Raw genomic sequence first — 19212 nt, 5'->3', positions numbered from 1 at the left:
GTCCAAATGCCCTTTATTGCTCGTCAATCCCCGGTTGGGCGCGAGTAGTGTCAACTCGTAAGCCACGCTGATGAGGTAGCGCTTTGCCAGCAACCGTGGTCGTCGGGACGCAATGGGGTGACGAGGGCAAGGGCAGGTTCACCGACCTCCTAGCCCGCGACATGGACTTGGTGGTGCGCTATCAGGGCGGCCACAACGCCGGGCACACCCTGGTAGTGGAGGGCGAGACTTTCAAGCTCCAGCTCGTGCCCAGCGGGGTTCTCTATCCCCACGTGACCCCGATGATCGGCAACGGCGTGGTGATCGATCCCAGGGTGCTCATCGACGAGATGGACCGCCTGTCTGAGGCGGGAGTGGACTGCGGGCGGCTCAAGATCAGCGGCAACGCCCACCTCATCTTGCCCTATCACCAGACGCTGGACGTGGTGGCCGAGCGGCATCTGGGGCGAAACAAGCTGGGCACCACCAAGCGGGGCATCGGCCCGGCCTACGCCGACAAGGCGGCCCGAGTTGGACTGCGGGTGCAGGACTTACTTGATCCCAAGATCTTTCGGGAGAAGCTCGGCGTGGTGCTGCATGAGAAGAACCCGCTGCTGGCCAAGGTGTACAACCGACTGCCGTTCGACGTCGAGACACTGGCCCATCAGTACCTGGAGGAGTGCCGTCCACGTCTGGAACCCCACATTGCTGACACGGTGGGGTTGCTCCACGATGCCCTGGAGGGGGGCCAGAACGTGCTGTTCGAGGGGGCCCAGGCCATGTTCTTGGACCTGGACCACGGCACCTATCCCTTCGTCACCTCGTCAAACCCGGTGGCCGGCGGAGTCTGCGTCGGGGCGGGGGTTGGCCCTCGCCACATCGACCGGGTGATCGGGGTGACCAAGGCGTACATCAGCCGAGTGGGGTCGGGGCCGTTCCCCTCCGAGCTGACCGACGAGATTGGCGACCACTTGGTAGATGTGGGCCGGGAGTACGGCACCAATACCAAGCGCCGCCGCCGCTGCGGTTGGCTGGACACCGTGATGCTGCGCCAGGCGGTGCGGGTGAATTCTCTGTCGGATTTGGCCATCACCAAGCTCGACGTGCTCGACGCCCTCGATCCCATCAGGGTGTGTGTGGCCCACGAGGTGGACGGCGAGCGCCGCGACTCGATGCCCTACCACCAGTCGGAGATCCACCGGGCGGTGCCAATCTATGAGGAGCTGCCTGGATGGTGTACCGACCTGAGCGAGGTTGGTGATCGCTCAGAGCTGCCCCGAGAGGCTGAGGACTATCTGCGGTTCATCGAGGAACAGGCCGGTGTTCCCGCCACCCTGGTCAGCGTGGGCCCTGGGCGGGATCAGTACATCTCCTTCAGCCCGGTCCCGTGAGGGTCCCTCCCATGGTCCGGTACACAGGATCAGCTGTGGCCATTGAGAAGTCAGGATCAGCCCCGTGAGGGTCTGCGTCGTTGGCAGCGGGGGTCGGGAGCACGCCTTGGCCCATGTGCTCGGCCGATCTTGCGACGTAGTGGTTACCCCGGGAAATCCCGGCATTCCCGGCTCGATTCCTGCCCCAGCCACTGAAATCGACGCCGATCTGTATGTGATCGGCCCCGAGGCCCCATTGGTGGACGGCATGGCTGACGAATTGAGAGCTGCGGGCCGGCTGGTGTTCGGCCCCGGTGCCGACGGGGCTCAATTGGAGGGATCGAAAGCGTGGATGAAAGAACTGCTGGTGGCCGCCGGCGTGCCGACTGCGGGTCACGGATCGTTTACTGAGCTTGAGCCGGCCCTCCGCTTTCTGGACGACATGGGCGACCTTTTTGTGATCAAGACCGATGGACTGGCCGCCGGCAAAGGGGTGCTGGTCACCGAGGATCGGGCGGAGGCCGACGACGCGGTGCGGGCCTACCTGTCGGGGGAGGCCTTCGGCGACGCCGGGCGCCGGGTGGTGATCGAAGAAGGTCTCACCGGACCCGAGCTGTCGGTGCTGGCCGTATGCGACGGCCATCGTGCCGTGCCGCTGGCCCCGGCCCAGGACTTCAAACGCATCGGCGAGGGAGACGTCGGTCCCAACACCGGTGGTATGGGCGCGTACTCCCCCGTGCCGGTGGCCGGAGCCGACGTGGTGCAAGAGGTGATGGACCAGGCGGTTCTCCCCACGCTGGGCGAGCTCCGCCGCCAGGGCATCGACTATCGGGGCGTGCTGTATGCCGGGCTCATGCTGACCCCCCAAGGCCTGAGGGTGCTGGAGTACAACGTGCGCTTTGGCGATCCCGAAGCCCAGGTGGTGCTGCCCCGGTTGTGGTCAGACCTGGCTGATCTGTTGGCGGGCGCAGCCGCCGGATCGCTGGAGGACGATCCGGTGTTCGACGATGACGCCGCGGTGACAGTGGTGTGCGCTTCCGAGGGCTATCCCACCTCCCCCCGCACCGGCGATCTCATCGCCGGCATTGAGGCGGCCAATGCCGTCGAGGGGGTGACGGTCTTTTGTGCCGGGGTGGCATCAGCCGACGAAGGCCGTCTTGGTGCCATTTCGCCTGATCAGAACAGCCAAGGGTTGGTTACCGCCGGAGGCCGTGTGCTCAATGTCACCGGTCAGGGACCCGACTTGGCCACCGCCCGAGAGCGGGCTTACGCCGGGGTCACCCACATTGATTGGCCGGGCCGCTACGTTCGCTTCGACATCGCCGCCGCGGCGGTTGAGAGCGTCTCACAGAGGGAATCGGCATGAGCTTGAAAGTCGCCGTCATCATGGGTTCGTCGAGCGACGAGGACACCATGGCTCCGGCCCGCGCCACGCTGGAGCAGTTCGGAGTGGAGTGCCATTGGGAGGTCATGTCGGCCCATCGCACACCGGAAAAAGTCCGCCAGTTTGTGTCCGAGGCCCGCGATGCCGGTTTCGGAGCCATCATCTGCGGCGCGGGAATGGCTGCTCACCTAGCCGGGGCCACTGCGGCCCAGACCACCTTGCCAGTGATCGGTGTGCCCCTGGCCGGCGGGGCACTGAACGGCGTGGACTCCCTGTATTCCACGGTGCAGATGCCCAAGGGCATCCCAGTGGCCACGGTGGCCATCAACGGGGCCATGAACGCCGCTTTACTGGCCATTCAGATTCTGGCGGTGACCGACGCGGGGCTGGCCGAAAGGCTGGCCGCCCATCGAGCTGAGATGGCCGGTGGCTGACAAAGACCAGATTCCCGACGTTCTGGCCGATCGCTACGCCAGCGCGGCCATGGCGGCCATCTGGTCGCCGGAGGGCAAGATCAAAGCCGAGCGCCGCCTGTGGGTGGCGGTGCTGGAGGCCCAGCGGGACCTCGGCATCGAGGTGCCCGACGGGGTGGTCGAGGCCTATCGGTCGGTGGTCGACCAGGTGGACTTGGAATCCATCCGGGAGCGGGAGCGGATCACTCGCCACGATGTGAAGGCCCGCATCGAGGAGTTCTGCGCATTGGCCGGACACGAGCACATCCACAAGGGGATGACGTCGCGCGATCTCACCGAGAACATCGAGCAGCTTCAGGTACGCGACTCCTTGCGCCTGGTGCGGGACAAATTGGTGGCGGTGGTGGGCGCCCTGGGCCGACAAGCCGAGGCCCATGCCGAACTGGTGACGGTGGGCCGCTCCCACAACGTGCCCGCTCAGGCCACCACCCTGGGCAAGCGGTTCGCCAACTACGGCGAAGAGGCTCTGGTGGCCCTGGAGCGGATCGAAGACCTGCTGGGCCGTTACCGCTTGCGGGGGCTGAAGGGCCCGGTGGGCACCCAGCAAGACCAGCTTGATCTGTTTCTTGGCGACCCTGACCAGGTGGCCGAACTGGAGCAGCGCATGGCTGCCAGCCTCGGGTTTGCGGCCACGATGGGCAGCGTGGGGCAGGTGTATCCCCGGTCGCTGGACTACGACGTGGTGTCCGCGCTGGTGCAGGCATCGTCGGCGCCCGCCAACCTGGCTCGGACCATCCGGCTCATGGCCGGCCACGGATTGATCTCCGAGGGGTTCCAGGCCGGGCAGGTGGGATCGTCGGCCATGCCCGGAAAGCGCAACGCCCGGACCTCCGAGCGCATTGGCGGGCTGTCCGCGGTGGTTCGGGGCTTCGCCGACATGGTTTCCTCCCTGGTGGGCGACCAGTGGAATGAGGGCGACGTGAGCTGCTCAGTAGTTCGCCGGGTGGCTCTGCCCGGAGCGTTCTTGGCCCTCGACGGCCAGCTCGAGGCGGCGCTGGTGGTGCTCAATGAGCTCGCGGTGTTCGAAGAAGCGATCGCCGCGGAGCTGACCGCCAATCTGCCGGCGCTCACCGCAACCCGGGTGCTGATGGCCTCGGTAGCCGCAGGAGCGGGCCGGGAAGAGGCCCATCGCATCATCTCTGAGCATGTCCCCAAGGGAGACGGGTTCTTCATGGCCATTGCCGAAGACGAGAGGTTGCCGATTGCTACCTCCGACGTCGAACAGATCGAGAGCCAGCCTTTGGCACTGACTGGGGCGGCCGCGGGTCAAGCCCGAGCCTTTGCAGCCAGGGCCCAAGAGTTGGCCGCCCAGAATCCCAATGCAGCCCACTATCAACCGGAGTCGATCCTGTGAGCACCAAGAACATCAACCTGCGCCCCGTTCATTCCGGCAAGGTCCGCGACATCTTCGACGCCGGTGAAGGCCGGCTGCTGATGATCGCGTCCGACCGCATCTCGGCGTTCGACGTGGTCATGGATGAGCCCGTGCCCGAGAAGGGGAGAGTGCTGACCGCCATGTCGGCCTACTGGTTCGAGACCCTGGCCGATGTGCTGCCCAGTCATCTCATCTCCACCGATGTGGCCGACTTCCCCCCCGAGGCCCAGGCCAACGGCGTGGCCGGACGGACCATGCTGTGCCATCGGGCCGAGATGCTGCCCATCGAGTGCATCGTGAGGGGGTATCTGAGCGGCTCGGCCTGGAAGGAATACAAGAGCCAGGGCACCATGCACGGCCAGGCGCTTCCTGAAGGTCTCCGGGAATCCGATAAGTTGCCGGAGCCGGTGTTCACCCCCTCCACCAAGGCCGAGTCGGGCCACGACGAGAACATCTCCTACGACCAAGCAGTGGAGCTGGTGGGCTCTGATCTGGCTGAGCAGGCTCGCGATGCGTCCCTGGAGCTATACGGCCGGGCGTCCGAAGCCGCGGCGAAAAAGGGCATCATCATCGCCGACACCAAATTCGAGATGGGCCTAGTGGACGGGACCCTGGTAGTGGCCGACGAGGTGCTCACCCCCGACTCCTCCCGCTTCTGGCCGGTGGATGGCTGGGAGCCGGGGGCCACGCCGCCGTCATACGACAAGCAGCCGGTTCGCGACTACCTCAGCACCTTGGACTGGGACAAGCAGTACCCGCCGCCGCCGTTGCCCGACGAGGTGGTAGAGGCCAGCGCGGCCCGCTACGTCAGCGCCTACGAGATCATCACCGGCCGCAGTTTCGCCGACTGGCCCGGAAGCTCATGAGCACCGAGTTCAATGTGATCGTGGAGGTGAGCCTCCGCGAGGGGATCGCCGATCCCGAGGGCCTGACCATCGAGCGGGCGCTGCCCGCGCTGGGATTCAACGGCGTGAGCGACATTCGGGTGGGCAAGAGCCTGCGGTTTGTGGTGGAGGCTTCTGATGAGCCCGAGGCCCGAAGCCAGGTTGAGTCCATGTGCGAGCGCTTCTTGGCCAACCCCGTCATTGAGGATGTGAACATCACCCTGGGCCCGTCGGCATGACAGTGCCCTCGGTTGACCCGTGCTGGGAACGCGTATGACCGCCACAGTTGGAGTTGTGGTATTCCCCGGATCAAATTGCGAGCACGATGTAGTGGAAGCGGTCGACGCGGTTGGCGGTTCTGGCGAGCTTCTTTGGCACAAAGACAACTCGTTGGGTGATGTCGACGCGGTGGTGCTGCCCGGCGGTTTCGCCCATGGGGACTATCTCCGCACCGGGGCGATGGCCCGTTTTTCACCGATCATGGACGCAGTGGCCCGATTCGCCCAGGACGGCGGACCGGTGGTGGGCATTTGCAATGGGTTCCAGATTCTCACCGAGGCTCAATTGCTGCCCGGAGCCCTTTACAAGAATCAAGGGTTGAAGTTCTTGTGTCAGCCTGCGGTGTTGCGAGTGGAATCAACCGACTCAGTGTTGACACGGGGATTGAAAGTGGGCGATCAGCTGAGTATCCCGATCAATCACTTTGAAGGCAACTACGTCTGCTCTGAAGAAACCCTCGCAATGTTGCAGGAAAACAACTTAATCGTGTTCACATATCAAAACAACCCCAATGGGGCAACTGCTGATATTGCAGGTATTCGCAATGAAAAGGGCAACGTAGTGGGACTAATGCCCCACCCTGAGCGTGCTGCTCACCCGTTGCTGGGGAGCACCGACGGTGCCAAAATGTTGAAAGGACTGATCGGTTTTGACTAATCAGTCGAGCGAGTGCGGGCCACCCCGGCTGCTTTCAGCACGCTGGCCGGCACGCCGACCTCACGCCATGCCGCATAGGAAATGCCCTTGCGCTCGCTGTAATCAGCAGCGATTGTGATGAATTCGCCTTCAATCGCGCTGATGTCCACCGTTTCTTCTTCTTTGGCGAGTTCGGCTTCCAAGTCCATGAGCTCTTGGATCAAATGAACTCGCTTCAGAGGCTTGGCCTGTGCAATCTCACCCGGGAGCTCCGAGATGCGAGCCTGCATTCTTTCAGGAGAGCGTTGCCGACCTCGCTTGGGCTTGGTCGAGTCAAGCGCAGTCAAATAACGGCTGACCGTGCGGCCTTGAGCTTGTCCAGCAGCCCGCGCGGCTTTGGCTTCTTCAGATACCATTTTTTCTCCTTGGTCAGGTTAAGGATGAGTTTCAGCTGTTTCTGTAGCTTCTTCTATACAACTATATTCGCCATTCTTTTTCAAGCTGCTGTTTCAAACATGTGCATTTGTAACGCCTACTTGCCTTGGAATAATAAGGGTTATTCGGAATGAACGAACCGCTGCATCGGTCGCTTGGTCTGACAGATGACGAGGCAAAAGCCATCGAGAAGATCTTGAATCGTCCGCCGAATCATCTCGAATTGGCGATGTATGCGGTCATGTGGTCGGAACATTGCTCATATAAATCCTCTCGGTTGCATTTGCGCCGTTTGCCCACTGAAGCCCCCTGGGTATTGGTCGGCCCCGGTGAGAATGCCGGAGTTGTAGATGTAGGTGACGGCATTGCCGCTGCCATTCGGATTGAAAGCCACAACCACCCTTCGGCCATTGAGCCCTATCAGGGGGCGGCAACCGGCGTGGGCGGAATCCTGCGGGACATTTTCACCATGGGCGCCCGCCCAATTGCGGTGATGGACTCATTGCGGTTTGGCCTCCCCAGCGATCCCCGCAGCCGCTGGATTGCCGAAGGAGTGGTGTCGGGCATCTCCGGGTACGGCAACGCGGTGGGGGTGCCGACGGTGGGGGGCGAGACGGTCTTCGACGATACCTATACCGGCAACCCTCTGGTAAACGTGCTCTGCCTCGGCTTGATGCCGGCCGATCGGCTGGTGCTGGGCCGGGCCAGCGGGGAGGGCAACCTGGCGGTGCTGCTGGGCGCGTCCACCGGGCGCGACGGCATTGGAGGGGTGAGCGTGCTGGCCTCGGCGTCTTTTGGCGACGAGGAGAAAGAGGCAGAGAAGCGGCCCAGCGTGCAGGTGGGCGATCCATTTGAAGAGAAGCGCCTCATCGAGGCCTGTTTGGCCCTGCTGGACGCCGGCCTGGTGGTGGGCATCCAAGATCTCGGGGGTGCCGGGCTCACTTGCGCCACGAGCGAAACCGCCTCTCGGGGAGGCGTGGGCATGGACGTGGACGTGGCCGCCGTCCCCCGCCGTGAGCCGGGCATGGAGCCCTTCGAGGTCCTCACCAGCGAGTCGCAGGAGCGGATGCTGGCCATAGTGGCTCCGGATGGTTTGCCCGAAGTGCTGGCCATTTGCGATCGCTGGGATGTGCAGGCCGCGGTGGTGGGCCGGGTGGCCGAAGGCGGGCAGCTTCGGGTGCGCGACGGATTGGAAGGCCCGGTGCTGGGAGAGCTGCCGGCGGCCTCTCTGCACGAGGACGCGCCGCTGTATGACCGGCCCCGCCACCCGCCTGCCGACTGGGAGGATGCCAGGGCCGACACTGCTGATAGCTTGCCGCCGCCCGCAGACCTAGCCGCTGATCTCTTGGATCTCTTGAGCAACCCTTCTTGGGTTTACCGCCAATACGACCACATGCTCTATTGCAATACCGTGGCGGGTCCCGGGGGCGACGCCACCGTGCTGCGGCTCAAGCATCCCGCCACCGGAGCCGACACCGGCCGGGCCTTGGCCCTCACCACCGACGGCAACAATCGCTGGTGTGCGGTGGATCCCCGAGCCGGCACCGCGCTGACGGTGGCCGAATCGGTGCTCAATTTGGCCTGTGTCGGGGCCCGACCGCTGGCCTTGGTCAACTGCCTGAACTTCGGCAACCCCGAGCATCCCGAAGTGATGTGGCAGTTCTCCGAGGCGGTGGACGGAATGGCCGAGGCCTGCGAGGCATTCGGCATTCCGGTAGTGGGCGGCAACGTGAGCCTGTACAACGAGTCCAATGGCCACAACATCGATCCCACCCCGGTGATCGGATTACTCGGGCTTATCGACAGCTTGACGCGGATTCCCCCCGGGTTGGCGTGGCAACACGGTGATCGGGTGATCGTTCTCGGGGAGGCTGGCGCGGGGCTGTCGGGCTCGCTGTGGGCTGCTTCTGTTGCCGGGCACAAGCGGGGCCGGCTGCCTGAGCTGGACTACGAGCAGCATCGGCGATTGGCCGGTCTGGTGGCCGGTCTGGTGGCCGACGATCGGCTGTCGGCCGTCCACGATGTGTCGAGCGGCGGCATGGGAGTAGCCCTGGCGGAGATGGCTGCTGTGTCCGGCGTGGGCTTTCGAGGGGCTCGCATTCACGACCACGCCGAGCTGTTCAGCGAGGCCCCCTCTCGCGTAGTGGCAGCAATAGACCCCGAGCTGCTGCCCGAGGTGGAGGCGGCGGCGGCGGCCACCGGCGTGGCGGTGGCCCGCATCGGTCTGGCCACCGGCGATCGCTTCGCCATCAAGGGGCTGCTGGATTTGGATATGTCGGCGATAGCCGACCGTTGGCGTTCGGCCATGTCAGACTTAAGCAGTGGCTGATCCCATGGACGACTCTCCCCGGGAGGCCTGCGGGGTCGTTGGCATCTACGCACCCCATGATCCCGTTGCCCACTTGAACTATCTGGCTCTCTACGCCTTGCAGCACCGGGGCCAAGAGTCGGCTGGCATCGCGGTGAGCGATGGCGAGAACATCACCGTGGTCAAGGACATGGGCCTGGTGGCAACCGTGTTTGACGACCGCACGCTGGCCACCCTCGAGGGCTGCCTGGGCATCGGGCACACCCGCTACTCCACCGCAGGTTCCAGTACATGGCGCAACGCCCAGCCCGTCTTTCGCAGCGCGGGCGACCACCAGTTTGTGCTGGGCCACAACGGCAACCTCACCAACACTGCCCAGCTCGCCGAGGAGACGTCGATCCTGCCCGGCATGATCGGCTCAGACAGCGACCTGATTGCCGAGCTGCTGGCCATTGAGATCGGTCAGATGCCCCCGTCGAGCCGAGCCGATGGCAAGGTCCTCGAGGAGGCGCTGAAGAAGGTCTTGCCCCGCTTGGAGGGGGCGTTCTCGCTGGTGCTGGCCGACGAGAAGCGGGTGATAGGCGTGCGCGACCCCAACGGATTCCGCCCCTTGTGCCTGGGCCGGCTGGATCGGGGATGGGTGCTGGCCTCGGAGACTCCGGCGCTCGACATCGTGGGTGCCCACCTGTTGCGGGAGCTGGCGCCGGGGGAGATGGTGGTGATCAACGGGGAGGGTGTGAAGTCGGTGAGCCCATTTCCCGAGGAGCGGGTGGATCCCCGCCTCTGCCTCTTCGAGTTCGTGTACTTCTCCCGCCCCGACTCGGTGATCTATGGCCAAAGCGTGCACCACGCCCGAGTGCGCATGGGCGAGCTGCTGGCCGAGCAGTCCCCGGTGGAGGCCGACCTGGTGATGGGCGTTCCCGAATCGGGGCTGCCCGCGGCTGAGGGGTTCTCACGGGCCAGCGGCATCCCCTATGGCCAGGGGCTGGTGAAGAATCGCTACATCGGGCGGACGTTCATCGCTCCGAGCCAGCAGATGCGGTCGATGGGGGTTCGCATGAAGCTCAACCCCCTGCGGGACAGCATCGAGGGCAATCGTCTGGTGGTAGTGGACGACTCCATCGTGCGGGGCACCACCACAAGGGCTCTGGTAGCCATGCTGCGGGAGGCGGGTGCCGCTGAGGTCCACCTCCGCATAAGCTCGCCGCCATATCGCTGGCCGTGTTTCTTCGGCATGGACACCGGCGATCGCACGGAGTTGTTGGCCGCCCACCTCAGCGTGGCCGAGATGTGCGACTACGTGGGGGCCGACACTCTGGCGTTCATCGACCTGGAGGGGTTGACCCAAGCCACCGGGGCGGTGGGAGCTGGCTTCTGCAACGCCTGTCTTACCGGGGACTATCCGGTGGCGGTGCCGGTGGCACCCCCGGGTTCGATCTCCTTGGGGCGCGGCGCGGCCCAGTTTGCTGACGCCGAAGTCGAGGCCTCGCCCTCGCTTTGGGCCACCGGTAATGGTTGAGGCTGCGACCCGGTTGGAGGCTCCCTCTAATGGTTGAGACCTACGAAACCTCGGGGGTGGACATCGCCGCCGGCGAGGAAGCAGTACGGCGCATCAAGGAGCATGTGAGCTCAACGTTCCGGCCCGAGGCCATTGGCGATATCGGCGGGTTCGGGGGGCTGTTCGACTTCGCCCGCCACGGCTACAAGAAACCGGTGCTGGTGTCGACCACCGATGGGGTGGGGACCAAAGCGTTTGTGGCCGCCGCGACCGGTCGGTTCAACACCATTGGCATCGACTTGGTGGCCATGTGCGTGGACGATCTGGTGTGCCAGGGGGCCGAGCCGCTGTTCTTCTTGGACTACATCTCGGTGCAGAAACTCGATCCCGAGCGGATCGAGCAGTTGGTGGTGGGAGTGGTTGAAGGGTGTCGGCAAGCGGGATGCGCCCTGATCGGCGGAGAGATGGCCGAGCACCCTGTGGATGAGCCCGATGACGAATTCGAGCTCGTGGGGTTTGCCGTGGGGGTTGTGGAGCGGTCGCGGCTGATTACCGGGGTCGAGGTCCGCCCCGGCGACACTCTCATCGGGCTGCCGTCGCCGGGTCTGCGGAGCAATGGCTACTCCCTGGCCCGCCGGCTCTATTTCGAGGTGGCCGAGCGGGGTCTGGACGATCCCGCCTGGGAGGGGAGCTCCCACTCGGTGGCCGATGAACTTCTGCTGCCGTCAGTGATCTACGCCCCTGCGGTGCTGGCCATGCTGGCCAAGGTGGATGCCAGGGCAATCGCCCATGTGACCGGCGGGGGCATCGGCGGGAACTTGGCTCGGGTGCTTCCCGACAAGGTTGATGCGGTAATGGACCGGAGCAGCTGGGAGCAGCCGCCGGTATTCGCTGAGTTGCAGCGCATCGGGGAGGTGGCCGACGAGGAGATGGCCAAAGTCTTCAATCTTGGGTTGGGCATGATCCTGGCGGTGAGAGACAAGGACGCCACCAAGGCCATCGACCTGCTCCGCACCGGCGGCCATCGGGCCACCGTCGTCGGCGAGGTTGAAAAGGGCGACGGCCAGGTTCGACTGGTGGGCGAGCCTGATCTGGCTGACTTGTCCTAGCGGGCCTGGACTTCCACTCGGCAGGATCCCTCAGCCCGGGCCACACCCCCGATTTGGTCGGGACGCGGCTTGGGATCATCGAACCGGGGTTCGAGATCGAAGGCGTTGAACAGCCGCTCGATCACCCGGGACATCGCCATGACCGAGAAGGGCCGGGCCGGACAGGCGTGGGGGCCGACGCCGAAGGTGATGACCAACTCCGAGGGAAGCCCCGGGGGCGACACCAGGCGGGGGCCCTTCCATCGGTCGGGGTCGTAGCGGTCCAACCCAGGCCCAGCTTCCATATTGGTCAGCGGCAGGAACGTGGCCAGCGAGGCCCCGGGGGAAACCTCGTAGGTCTGAGTGCCATCGTCGATGGTCACGGGTTCGAGCACCGTGCGAAGCATGATGGAGCGCTGGCCGATCCGGGTGGACTCCAGCGCGCAGCGCGACACCAAGTCGTGGTCGTCGTCTTGACTGGCCCGCACTCGGGCCAGCACATCGGGATGCTGAACCAGATGGACCAGCGACCATCCCAGCGCCGCGAACAGGTTGGACATCGATCCGAGGTGGACCAAGATCACGTCTCGAGCCACTCCGATGAGCCGTTCAGGGTCAGAGACGTCGGCCCATCGCTCGAGGATCATGTCCAGCAGGTCGCCGAGGGGCTCGCGGCGGGAGGCGATGGATTCAGCCAGGATCTGCTCGGCCTTGGCCATGGCGGCGTATTCGGCGGCCTTGCCCGACTGGGCCACTTCCTGCATTCGGGTAGGGGCCACGAATGCCTCCGACCCGTCGAGAACATCCAGAGCTTCGATCAACTCCTCGAACCTGTCTGAGCGCAGGATCTCACGGCCTCCCCAGCTGGCCAAGCCCATGCGGTGGCCGAGTCGGCGGGTGAAATCGAACAGGTCGATCTCGTCGCCGGGACTCAGTTCTGAGAGCTGCATTGTGATCGCCACTTCGAGGGCCTCGAGATAGTCGGCCACATTGGGCCGGGTGAACAGCTCGTGGGGAAGGGTTCGCCGACCGTCGAATAGCTCGTCGGGAAGCTTGCGGATCAGCATCTTCCAGTCGGCGATGCCCTTGCTGGCCTGCTGTTCGGGGACGGCGTAGAAGTCTCTGAGGCCGGTCGGTGAGAACAAGAACAGATAGCGGTCGTCGCCGCCGTCGATCACGAAGGTATCGCCGCACGCCGACCGGGCCGCGCCGATGGCCGCCACCGTGTCGCTGACCGGCCCATCCCAGGGGAGCACGCAGTCGGCCACGGTGGGCATCGGTGTGATTGCAGGCAGTTCAGCCATCGGGGTCTTTTCTATCCGGTTTTCGTCCAGAGTTGGCCAAGATTCTGGTTTGGGCCTGTTTTCCCACCCCGAGGGCTCGAAGCCTATTGTCGTTGCCTGATGCTGCTCAGCAACTCCGACGAGTACCTCCATCCGCCACCGCCGGGCAGCAATGCCCTGTGGAGCGACAACTTCTGGTTCTCGGTGTGCGACCGGGATGCCGACGTGTACGGAATCAACCACATCCACGCCAGCCTGTCGCACGGATATGTGCGGGCCAGCGCGTTCTACGTGATCGACGGGGTGGCGGTGCAATGGGCCTCCCGCCAGCCGCTTGATGCTGACTTGGAGTTCTCGGTGCTGGGCGACGGCCGGGTGTCGTACTCGGTGGAGGAGCCGTTTGCCCGCTATCGCTGGCAGCTTGATGCCCCCCGCTTCGGCTTCGATCTGACCTTTGAGGATCGCTTCGGAGTGTTCGACTACAACGACTGCTTCGGCGGGAATCCGCTGGGAGCCTACGAGGGCTATGGCGGGCACTACGAGCAGGCGCTGGTGTGCCGGGGCGAGTTGGAGACCCGGGATGGTCCTCGGGCCGGGGAGCGCCGGGCGGTGCAGAGCTGGTCGCATCGGGACCACTCCTGGACCCACCGGTTCGAGCGGCCCGGTCCCTGGGATGTGCGGCATCGCCGCACCCAGGCTGAGTCGTGGGGCCACTTCTGGCCGTCGGTGCAGCTTCCCGACCGGCACTTGAACTCCTTTGGGTGGATGAGTCCGACTCAGCCGCTGCCCGGTGACACGCCGGCGGTGGGGGGCTGGATCGGCGACGCTGATGGCACCCGTGCCTTGAAGTCGGCCTCTTGCGTTCCTCGCCTGGAGGAGGACCAGCGCACCGCCATGGCCTTCGACATGACTTTCGAGACCACCGATGGTGAGGTGCTCACCGTGCGCACCGGCCGCAAGCACGCCCATACCCGCAACGGGCTCATGCGCGACGAGAACGACGCCGAGGTGCGGCTCGACTGCCACGAGCCGTTCTTCGACTTTGAGGTACTGGAGACCGGCGAGCGGGGCTACGGGGTGGTGGAGTATTCGATTCACCCGCCCTGGCCCCGTTATCGGTACTGAGAAGGTTCGTGGGCTGATGGGCGCAGCCGATCTCAGCGTGGGGCGCATCAAATGAAGTGGGGCATCCACTTGCCCCAACTGGGCCGGTCTGCCTCGCTTGATCTGCTGGTAGAGATTGCCAAGCAGGCCGAGGCCGCGGGCTTCGATGACGTGTGGACCGCCGACCACGTGGCCGTGCCGGTGGACTTAGAGGGGATGCCGTCGTTCTTCCCTGAGCCAGTGCCATTGCTTTCTGCGGTGGCGGCCCACACCCAGCGGGTGGGATTGGGCACCTCGGTGCTGATCCCCGCCTACCGGAACCCCATGCAGTTCGCCAAGCAATGGGCCACCCTCGACTGGCTGGCTCCCGGCCGCACCATCCTCGGCGTGGGGGCCGGATGGCTGGAGCCGGAGTTCGAGGCCTGTGGCGTGCCCATGGTGCACCGGGCCGAGCGCCTGGACGATTACATCGCCGGGTGGCGGGCTGCCTGGTCGGGGTCCACGGAGTTTCACAGTGAGTTCTTCAGCTTCACCGGCGTGCGGATCAACCCCCAGCCCGCCGCGCCGATCCCGATTTGGATCGGCGGCTCGTCCCCCGGTGCCCTCCGCCGGGCGGCCCGCTGTGACGGCTGGATGGGCACTTGGGCCCCGCCCGAGGTGTTCGCCGAGCGCCTAGAGGTACTGCGGGCTGAGCAGGATCGCCTTGGTCGCGCGCCTGAAGAAACCACCATCTCCATCCATATGGAGCTGAGGCTGGGCGACCCGCTGGACAGCGCCGGCCGCTGGTCGGTGGTGGGCGACGGCTACGGCGACCGTGAAATGGTGATCGGCGACGTCGACCACGTTGTCGAAACTCTGGCCCCGTACATCGACGCTGGACTCGAGCACGTGCTCCTCGTCCCCCTCGCCCTCTCTCCCGACGAATGGCGCCAACACGTCGATGAGTTGGCTGGGCTGATCGCCTAGCTGGATTCTTGGATATGCGGAGCCCCCAGTGAGTAGCAGTTTGACAGGGCGGCTTGAGGGGCCGACTGCTGCTGGTTTGATGTACTCAGACACCGGTGGCGACGGGCCGGTGGTTGTGCTGCTCCATGGGGTGTTGATGAATGGCAGCCTGTGGGATGAGGTCGTCGATGGTTTGCGGGACAGCTATCGCTGCATTGTCCCGGAGCTACCGTTCGGCGCTCACCGCACCCCAATGCCCGATGACGCCGAGCTCGATCTGGAATCACTGGCCAAGCTGATCGCCGAGTTTCTGGTGGAGCTCGACCTCCACGATGTCACTCTTGCCTGCAATGACTGGGGCGGGGCCCAGCTAGTGGTCAGCCCTGGCGGGTCGGATCGGGTGGCGAACTTGGTCTTGATCTCCTGCGAGGCGTTCGACAACTACCCGCCCGGATTGCCGGGTCGCCTGCTGTGCCTCAACGCCTCATTGCCGGGTGGCACGTTCTTGACCTCTCAGTTGTTGCGGCCCCGCTGGATCCGGCATCTTCCGCTCACCTGCGGCAACATGACCCAGAAGTGGGTGCCCAACGACCAGTTCATGAGTTGGATCCATCCCCTCCGCCACAACCGCAAGATTCGCCGCGACCTGGACAAGTACCTCCGCAACGTCCCCACGAAAGGCCAGCTGCTTGAGTGGGCCGAACAGCAACGCTCGTTTCAAGGCCGTGTCCTCATCGTCTGGGCCAGCGACGACAAGCTCATGCCCCCCGCCCACGCCGAACGTTTGGCTGAACACTTCGACAACTCAGAGTTGGTGTGGGTCGACGACAGCCGAACCCTCATCCCCATCGACCAACCCGAAGTCCTCACCACCCACCTAAGGAAGTTCCTCGACTCCCCTTCACTTTGATCGCAGCGGATTCTTCTCGGGCGCTTCTTGCCATTGCCATTTGTGATATCAATACTAGTATCATCTAAATGTGGATGTGGAAGGTCTGGTAGAGGCGTTCCGCGAAAATCCAAAGGGGGTGCGATTTGCTGATCTTGCCAAAGTGTGTGATGCGTATTTTGGCCAGCCACGCAAGTCGGGTGGCAGCCATCGGGTGTATCGCATGCCATGGGCGGGCGACCCGAGGGTGAACCTTCAGAATCGCAAAGGAATGGTCAAGCCATATCAAGTACGGCAAGTACTCAAGGCCATTGAGAAGTTGGAGGCAGGCGATGAGTGATCGCTACACCTACCGAGTGACCTGGTCGGCTGAGGACGAGGAGCATGTGGGTCTGTGCCTGGAATTCCCGTCGTTGAGCTGGCTGGCCCCGGTGCCCGAAGAGGCGTTTTCTGGAATCCGCGAGGTTGTGCGTGAAGCCCTGGTTGACATGTTGGCCAACAACGAGACGCCGCCCCAGCCGTTGGCTGATCGGGCATACAGCGGCAAGTTCGTCGTGCGCATCCCACCCGAGACCCATCGAGATCTAGTGATCCGCGCCGCGGAGAACGGCGTCAGCCTCAATCGCCTAGTGAGCTCCCTGCTGGCTGATTAACTGCATTGTCGTAGGCGCAACAATCCTTGCTGTTGATTCAGCTCCAAAATACGGTCAACCAGGCAATCCGATGACGGGCAAAATGGTCCAGTGTCAATTGGTGTCAGCATGAGCTTGCCGATCTCAGACATCGCAAGAATTGTTATAGGACTAGGGACAGCGATCAGGATCGGCATCGATGGGCCGGGTGCTTCGGGGAAGAGCACACTTGCCGCTGGGCTTGCAGTGGCTTTGCCGAATGCGGTTCTGGTGGAAGGGGATGACTTCTACCGGCCCGAGTCGGACTCCAGCCGTTCTGAGATCGAAGTTGCCGGACTGTTCGATCTCTCGCGGCTCGAGTCCCAAGTGCTCATTCCTCATTCTCAGGGCAGGGAACTTCAGTATCAGCGCTACGACTGGGAGACCGGATCCGTTGGAGATTGGGCTACTGGTGCCAACGGAGCCCCACTCATTGTCGAGGGCATCTACTCGACCCACCAGATGCTTCGAGATTTTTACGACTTGAGGATATGGGTCACCGCTCCACGGGCAGTCCGATTGGCCCGGGGTATTGAGCGTGATGGAGAAGAGGCAAGAAGCAAGTGGGTTGACGTCTGGATGCCGGCAGAAGACCGCTATGTCGCCGAACAGGCGCCACAAGACCATGCCCACCTAGTGCTAGACGGCAGCGGCGCCAGTATTGATCAGGCTGGCGAAGCGATGTTTGCTGTCGTAGGGGGAACGCATTTCTAGAGGCTTTGTCAGGCGGGACCATTGAGCGGCACTGCTGGCTTCCTCAACTTACGAGCTTGGGGATGGTGGACCAGCCGGATTGTTCGGGGGGAGGGATGATGTGGTCGGGGTTGGCGGCTTGGGCTGCGTAGCTGTTGGCGATGGCCATGCTGATGGAGGCGGCCTCTAGGAGCTCTAGATCGTTTACCCCGTCACCGACGGCGGCGAATTCGATGTCGAGTCCCTTCCATTTGCAGAAGGCCTCGACTCCGGACACCTTGGATATTCCGGGGGGCGATACCGTCAGCCGGCTTCCTCCGTAGAGGGGATCGGGTTCGTCGACGCGGGCGATGCCCAGTGACCGCGAATGGACTTCCTTGGCCGCCAAGTGTGCGAGATCGGAGGGCAATCCGGTCAGCACCAGCTCTAGGACATCGTCGTCCACGTCGCTGGGGCTGAGGGCGTGGTTGACGTCTTCGTCGAGGAATCTCAGATGGCTGGGTTCGCTGGAGGGACTCTCAGGCATCACTACGTCGCCGCCGGGCTCGCCGCGGTCGTCGATATAAAGGCAGGGTCGGATGCCGTGGGCGCCGAGGATGTCCAGCAGCTCCCACAAGGCCGCAGAGTCGAACGCGATGCAGTGGAAGCGCTCATTTGTGGCGAAGTCCATCCCGATCGATCCGTCAAGCGCGACCGCAGGCAATTCGAGACCGTTCAATTCGAACAGTCGGGAGATGTTCCGCAACCGACGCCCGGTAGCGGCCAGCACGACGTGTCCCGCCGCCTCCAGCTCGGCCAACGCCTCCAAATGAGCCGCCGGGGCAACGCAGTCCAACCCCCAGAACGTTCTATCCAGGTCGGTCACTACCAGCATTGTTTGCGTCGTATTCGTGACTAGTCGCCGGGGTTGAAGCGGCGCAGGATGCCGGAGCGGACCCGCCACCGGGAGAGCTGGCGGACGAGGGCGGGGGGCACGGCGGACTGTGCGCCGGTACCTGGGGTAGCCGAGATGATCCCGGCCCGGCCGCGGTAAGGCTGGGCGTCCTCGTTGTCGCCCGACCACACCACCACCTGCGGGAAGGCGATGGTGATGCCCGCGGCGGCAAAGCTCTGGTGTACCGACAGGATCACGTCGTGGCGGGTGGCCAGCTCCGTCGGCACGTCGCTGTCGTGCCAGTAGTAGAGGGTGAAGTCGATGCTGGACGACCCAAAACGGGTCAACAGCGCCTGGGCCGGCGGCTCAGCGCTGACCCGTTCCACCTGTCCGAGCGCTTCGATCAGGCACTCGGTGGCCGCTTGCAGGTTGGAGTCATAGGCCACGCCCACCTCCAGCTCGCTGCGCCGCAATTCCTCGTTGGTGAGGTTGACGATGGGCCCGGCGGCCACCTCGCTGTTGGGAACCCGCACCGCAGATCCGTCAAGTCCCCGCAGCACGGTGGTGCGGGAGTCGATGTCGGTGGCCACGCCCAGGTGGTCGCCCAGCAGCACCGTGTCGCCCACCCTGAAGGGCCGACGGGCCTGAAGGATCAGCCCGGAGAAGAAGTTCTCCACCAGCTTCTGCAATGCCAGCGCCAGCACCAAGCCGCCCAGCCCGATGGCGCCGATCAGCGGCCCGACCTGTACTCCGAGACTGGTGAGCGCATAGAACAGCCCGATCAGGAAGAGGAGATAGCCCACCAGCCTGGCGGTGACTATCGCGGCAAAGCCTGGCCCCACCACGTGGATCAGCACTCTTCGCACCAGGCGGGCGGCCAGCACCGCCACGACAATCGTGGCCGCCACGATGATCCCGGCCTGTATCCAGTCGGACACGGTAAGGGCCTCGTCGATGATCGAGTCGTCGGACGACTGTGCCAGCAGATCTGCTGCCGCCAGGATTGTCATCGGAGCGCTGTTTGCATGTCGGTGGTCACTCTAG

Annotated in this window: 20 protein-coding genes; 16 read left to right on the top strand and 4 right to left on the bottom strand. The window is 64.2% G+C overall.

Annotation, left to right across the window (positions count from 1 at the left end):
* The first annotated feature begins 83 nt into the window (after positions 1–83).
* The 7 genes from ACOGXH_RS14965 (at position 84) to purQ (ending at position 6401) form a co-directional block, all read left to right on the top strand.
* Positions 84–1370 carry an adenylosuccinate synthase gene (locus tag ACOGXH_RS14965; protein WP_419929886.1) on the top strand — a complete coding sequence of 429 codons (1287 nt, stop codon included), beginning with the start codon at positions 84–86 and terminating at the stop codon, positions 1368–1370.
* A 64-nt stretch (positions 1371–1434) separates the two neighbouring features.
* The gene (purD, locus tag ACOGXH_RS14960; protein ID WP_419929885.1) at positions 1435–2715 is read left to right on the top strand and encodes a phosphoribosylamine--glycine ligase; all 1281 of its coding nucleotides are present in this window, start codon (positions 1435–1437) and stop codon (positions 2713–2715) included.
* On the top strand, positions 2712–3167 hold the full coding sequence (gene purE / locus ACOGXH_RS14955; RefSeq protein ID WP_419929884.1) for a 5-(carboxyamino)imidazole ribonucleotide mutase: 456 nt from the start codon (positions 2712–2714) through the stop codon (positions 3165–3167). Before purD ends, purE begins: the two co-directional genes overlap by 4 nt.
* Positions 3160–4560 carry an adenylosuccinate lyase gene (purB, locus tag ACOGXH_RS14950; RefSeq protein ID WP_419929883.1) on the top strand — a complete coding sequence of 467 codons (1401 nt, stop codon included), beginning with the start codon at positions 3160–3162 and terminating at the stop codon, positions 4558–4560. The genes purE and purB overlap by 8 nt, the downstream gene beginning before the upstream one ends.
* The gene (locus ACOGXH_RS14945; RefSeq protein WP_419929882.1) at positions 4557–5447 is read left to right on the top strand and encodes a phosphoribosylaminoimidazolesuccinocarboxamide synthase; all 891 of its coding nucleotides are present in this window, start codon (positions 4557–4559) and stop codon (positions 5445–5447) included. The genes purB and ACOGXH_RS14945 overlap by 4 nt, the downstream gene beginning before the upstream one ends.
* Complete coding sequence (gene purS, locus ACOGXH_RS14940; RefSeq protein WP_419929881.1) at positions 5444–5704, top strand: phosphoribosylformylglycinamidine synthase subunit PurS; 261 nt, start codon at positions 5444–5446, stop codon at positions 5702–5704. The genes ACOGXH_RS14945 and purS overlap by 4 nt, the downstream gene beginning before the upstream one ends.
* A 34-nt stretch (positions 5705–5738) precedes the next feature.
* Positions 5739–6401, top strand: a complete 663-nt coding sequence (purQ, locus tag ACOGXH_RS14935) for a phosphoribosylformylglycinamidine synthase subunit PurQ (protein ID WP_419929880.1) — start codon at positions 5739–5741, stop codon at positions 6399–6401.
* Here purQ and ACOGXH_RS14930 read toward each other — a convergent pair.
* Entirely contained in the window at positions 6398–6796 is a 399-nt protein-coding gene (locus tag ACOGXH_RS14930) for a hypothetical protein (protein ID WP_419929879.1), read from the bottom strand. The genes purQ and ACOGXH_RS14930 overlap by 4 nt on opposite strands.
* Before the next feature lie 149 nt (positions 6797–6945).
* On the opposite strand from ACOGXH_RS14930, the gene purL reads away from it, so the two are divergent.
* From purL to purM, 3 genes are read left to right on the top strand one after another with little or no spacing between them, the layout of a single operon-like run.
* Entirely contained in the window at positions 6946–9144 is a 2199-nt protein-coding gene (gene purL / locus ACOGXH_RS14925) for a phosphoribosylformylglycinamidine synthase subunit PurL (protein WP_419929878.1), read from the top strand.
* Complete coding sequence (gene purF, locus ACOGXH_RS14920) at positions 9137–10642, top strand: amidophosphoribosyltransferase (protein ID WP_419929877.1); 1506 nt, start codon at positions 9137–9139, stop codon at positions 10640–10642. Before purL ends, purF begins: the two co-directional genes overlap by 8 nt.
* A 29-nt stretch (positions 10643–10671) precedes the next feature.
* The gene (gene purM, locus ACOGXH_RS14915; protein WP_419929876.1) at positions 10672–11730 is read left to right on the top strand and encodes a phosphoribosylformylglycinamidine cyclo-ligase; all 1059 of its coding nucleotides are present in this window, start codon (positions 10672–10674) and stop codon (positions 11728–11730) included.
* Here purM and ACOGXH_RS14910 read toward each other — a convergent pair.
* On the bottom strand, positions 11727–13013 hold the full coding sequence (locus tag ACOGXH_RS14910) for a cytochrome P450 (RefSeq protein WP_419929875.1): 1287 nt from the start codon (positions 13011–13013) through the stop codon (positions 11727–11729). The two genes, purM and ACOGXH_RS14910, sit on opposite strands and share 4 nt — an antisense overlap.
* A 99-nt stretch (positions 13014–13112) precedes the next feature.
* On the opposite strand from ACOGXH_RS14910, the gene ACOGXH_RS14905 reads away from it, so the two are divergent.
* The 6 genes from ACOGXH_RS14905 (at position 13113) to ACOGXH_RS14880 (ending at position 17315) form a co-directional block, all read left to right on the top strand.
* Complete coding sequence (locus ACOGXH_RS14905; protein WP_419929874.1) at positions 13113–14117, top strand: hypothetical protein; 1005 nt, start codon at positions 13113–13115, stop codon at positions 14115–14117.
* Between the two features lie 51 nt (positions 14118–14168).
* On the top strand, positions 14169–15062 hold the full coding sequence (locus ACOGXH_RS14900) for a TIGR03619 family F420-dependent LLM class oxidoreductase (protein WP_419929873.1): 894 nt from the start codon (positions 14169–14171) through the stop codon (positions 15060–15062).
* 79 nt (positions 15063–15141) lie between these two features.
* On the top strand, positions 15142–15951 hold the full coding sequence (locus tag ACOGXH_RS14895) for an alpha/beta fold hydrolase (protein ID WP_419930386.1): 810 nt from the start codon (positions 15142–15144) through the stop codon (positions 15949–15951).
* A gap of 70 nt (positions 15952–16021) precedes the next feature.
* On the top strand, positions 16022–16270 hold the full coding sequence (locus ACOGXH_RS14890) for a toxin HicA (protein WP_419929872.1): 249 nt from the start codon (positions 16022–16024) through the stop codon (positions 16268–16270).
* On the top strand, positions 16263–16583 hold the full coding sequence (locus tag ACOGXH_RS14885; protein ID WP_419929871.1) for a type II toxin-antitoxin system HicB family antitoxin: 321 nt from the start codon (positions 16263–16265) through the stop codon (positions 16581–16583). The genes ACOGXH_RS14890 and ACOGXH_RS14885 overlap by 8 nt, the downstream gene beginning before the upstream one ends.
* A 90-nt stretch (positions 16584–16673) precedes the next feature.
* A complete protein-coding gene (locus tag ACOGXH_RS14880; protein ID WP_419929870.1) occupies positions 16674–17315 on the top strand; it encodes a uridine kinase family protein in 642 nt (213 codons plus the stop codon).
* Between the two features lie 43 nt (positions 17316–17358).
* Here the strand turns inward: ACOGXH_RS14880 and ACOGXH_RS14875 are convergent, their stop codons facing one another.
* Entirely contained in the window at positions 17359–18159 is an 801-nt protein-coding gene (locus ACOGXH_RS14875) for an HAD hydrolase family protein (protein ID WP_419929869.1), read from the bottom strand.
* Between the two features lie 29 nt (positions 18160–18188).
* A complete protein-coding gene (locus ACOGXH_RS14870; RefSeq protein ID WP_419929868.1) occupies positions 18189–19178 on the bottom strand; it encodes a mechanosensitive ion channel family protein in 990 nt (329 codons plus the stop codon).
* Positions 19179–19212 lie beyond the last annotated feature (34 nt).

Source organism: Candidatus Poriferisocius sp. (assembly GCF_965208355.1).
Lineage (GTDB): Bacteria > Actinomycetota > Acidimicrobiia > Acidimicrobiales > Bin134 > Poriferisocius.
The sequence above is the reverse complement of the archived record's forward strand: the minus strand, read 5'-3'. Positions and strand labels throughout refer to the sequence as shown.

Coding starts and splice junctions, on each gene's coding strand:
- purE (WP_419929884.1), top strand. CDS start 2,712: ATGAGCTTGAAAGTCGCCGTCATCATGGGTTCGTCGAGCGACGAGGAC.
- ACOGXH_RS14895 (WP_419930386.1), top strand. CDS start 15,142: ATGTACTCAGACACCGGTGGCGACGGGCCGGTGGTTGTGCTGCTCCAT.
- ACOGXH_RS14910 (WP_419929875.1), bottom strand. CDS start 13,013: ATGGCTGAACTGCCTGCAATCACACCGATGCCCACCGTGGCCGACTGC.
- purL (WP_419929878.1), top strand. CDS start 6,946: ATGAACGAACCGCTGCATCGGTCGCTTGGTCTGACAGATGACGAGGCA.
- ACOGXH_RS14905 (WP_419929874.1), top strand. CDS start 13,113: ATGCTGCTCAGCAACTCCGACGAGTACCTCCATCCGCCACCGCCGGGC.
- ACOGXH_RS14870 (WP_419929868.1), bottom strand. CDS start 19,178: ATGACAATCCTGGCGGCAGCAGATCTGCTGGCACAGTCGTCCGACGAC.
- ACOGXH_RS14885 (WP_419929871.1), top strand. CDS start 16,263: ATGAGTGATCGCTACACCTACCGAGTGACCTGGTCGGCTGAGGACGAG.
- purS (WP_419929881.1), top strand. CDS start 5,444: ATGAGCACCGAGTTCAATGTGATCGTGGAGGTGAGCCTCCGCGAGGGG.
- ACOGXH_RS14930 (WP_419929879.1), bottom strand. CDS start 6,796: ATGGTATCTGAAGAAGCCAAAGCCGCGCGGGCTGCTGGACAAGCTCAA.
- purQ (WP_419929880.1), top strand. CDS start 5,739: ATGACCGCCACAGTTGGAGTTGTGGTATTCCCCGGATCAAATTGCGAG.
- purM (WP_419929876.1), top strand. CDS start 10,672: ATGGTTGAGACCTACGAAACCTCGGGGGTGGACATCGCCGCCGGCGAG.
- ACOGXH_RS14900 (WP_419929873.1), top strand. CDS start 14,169: ATGAAGTGGGGCATCCACTTGCCCCAACTGGGCCGGTCTGCCTCGCTT.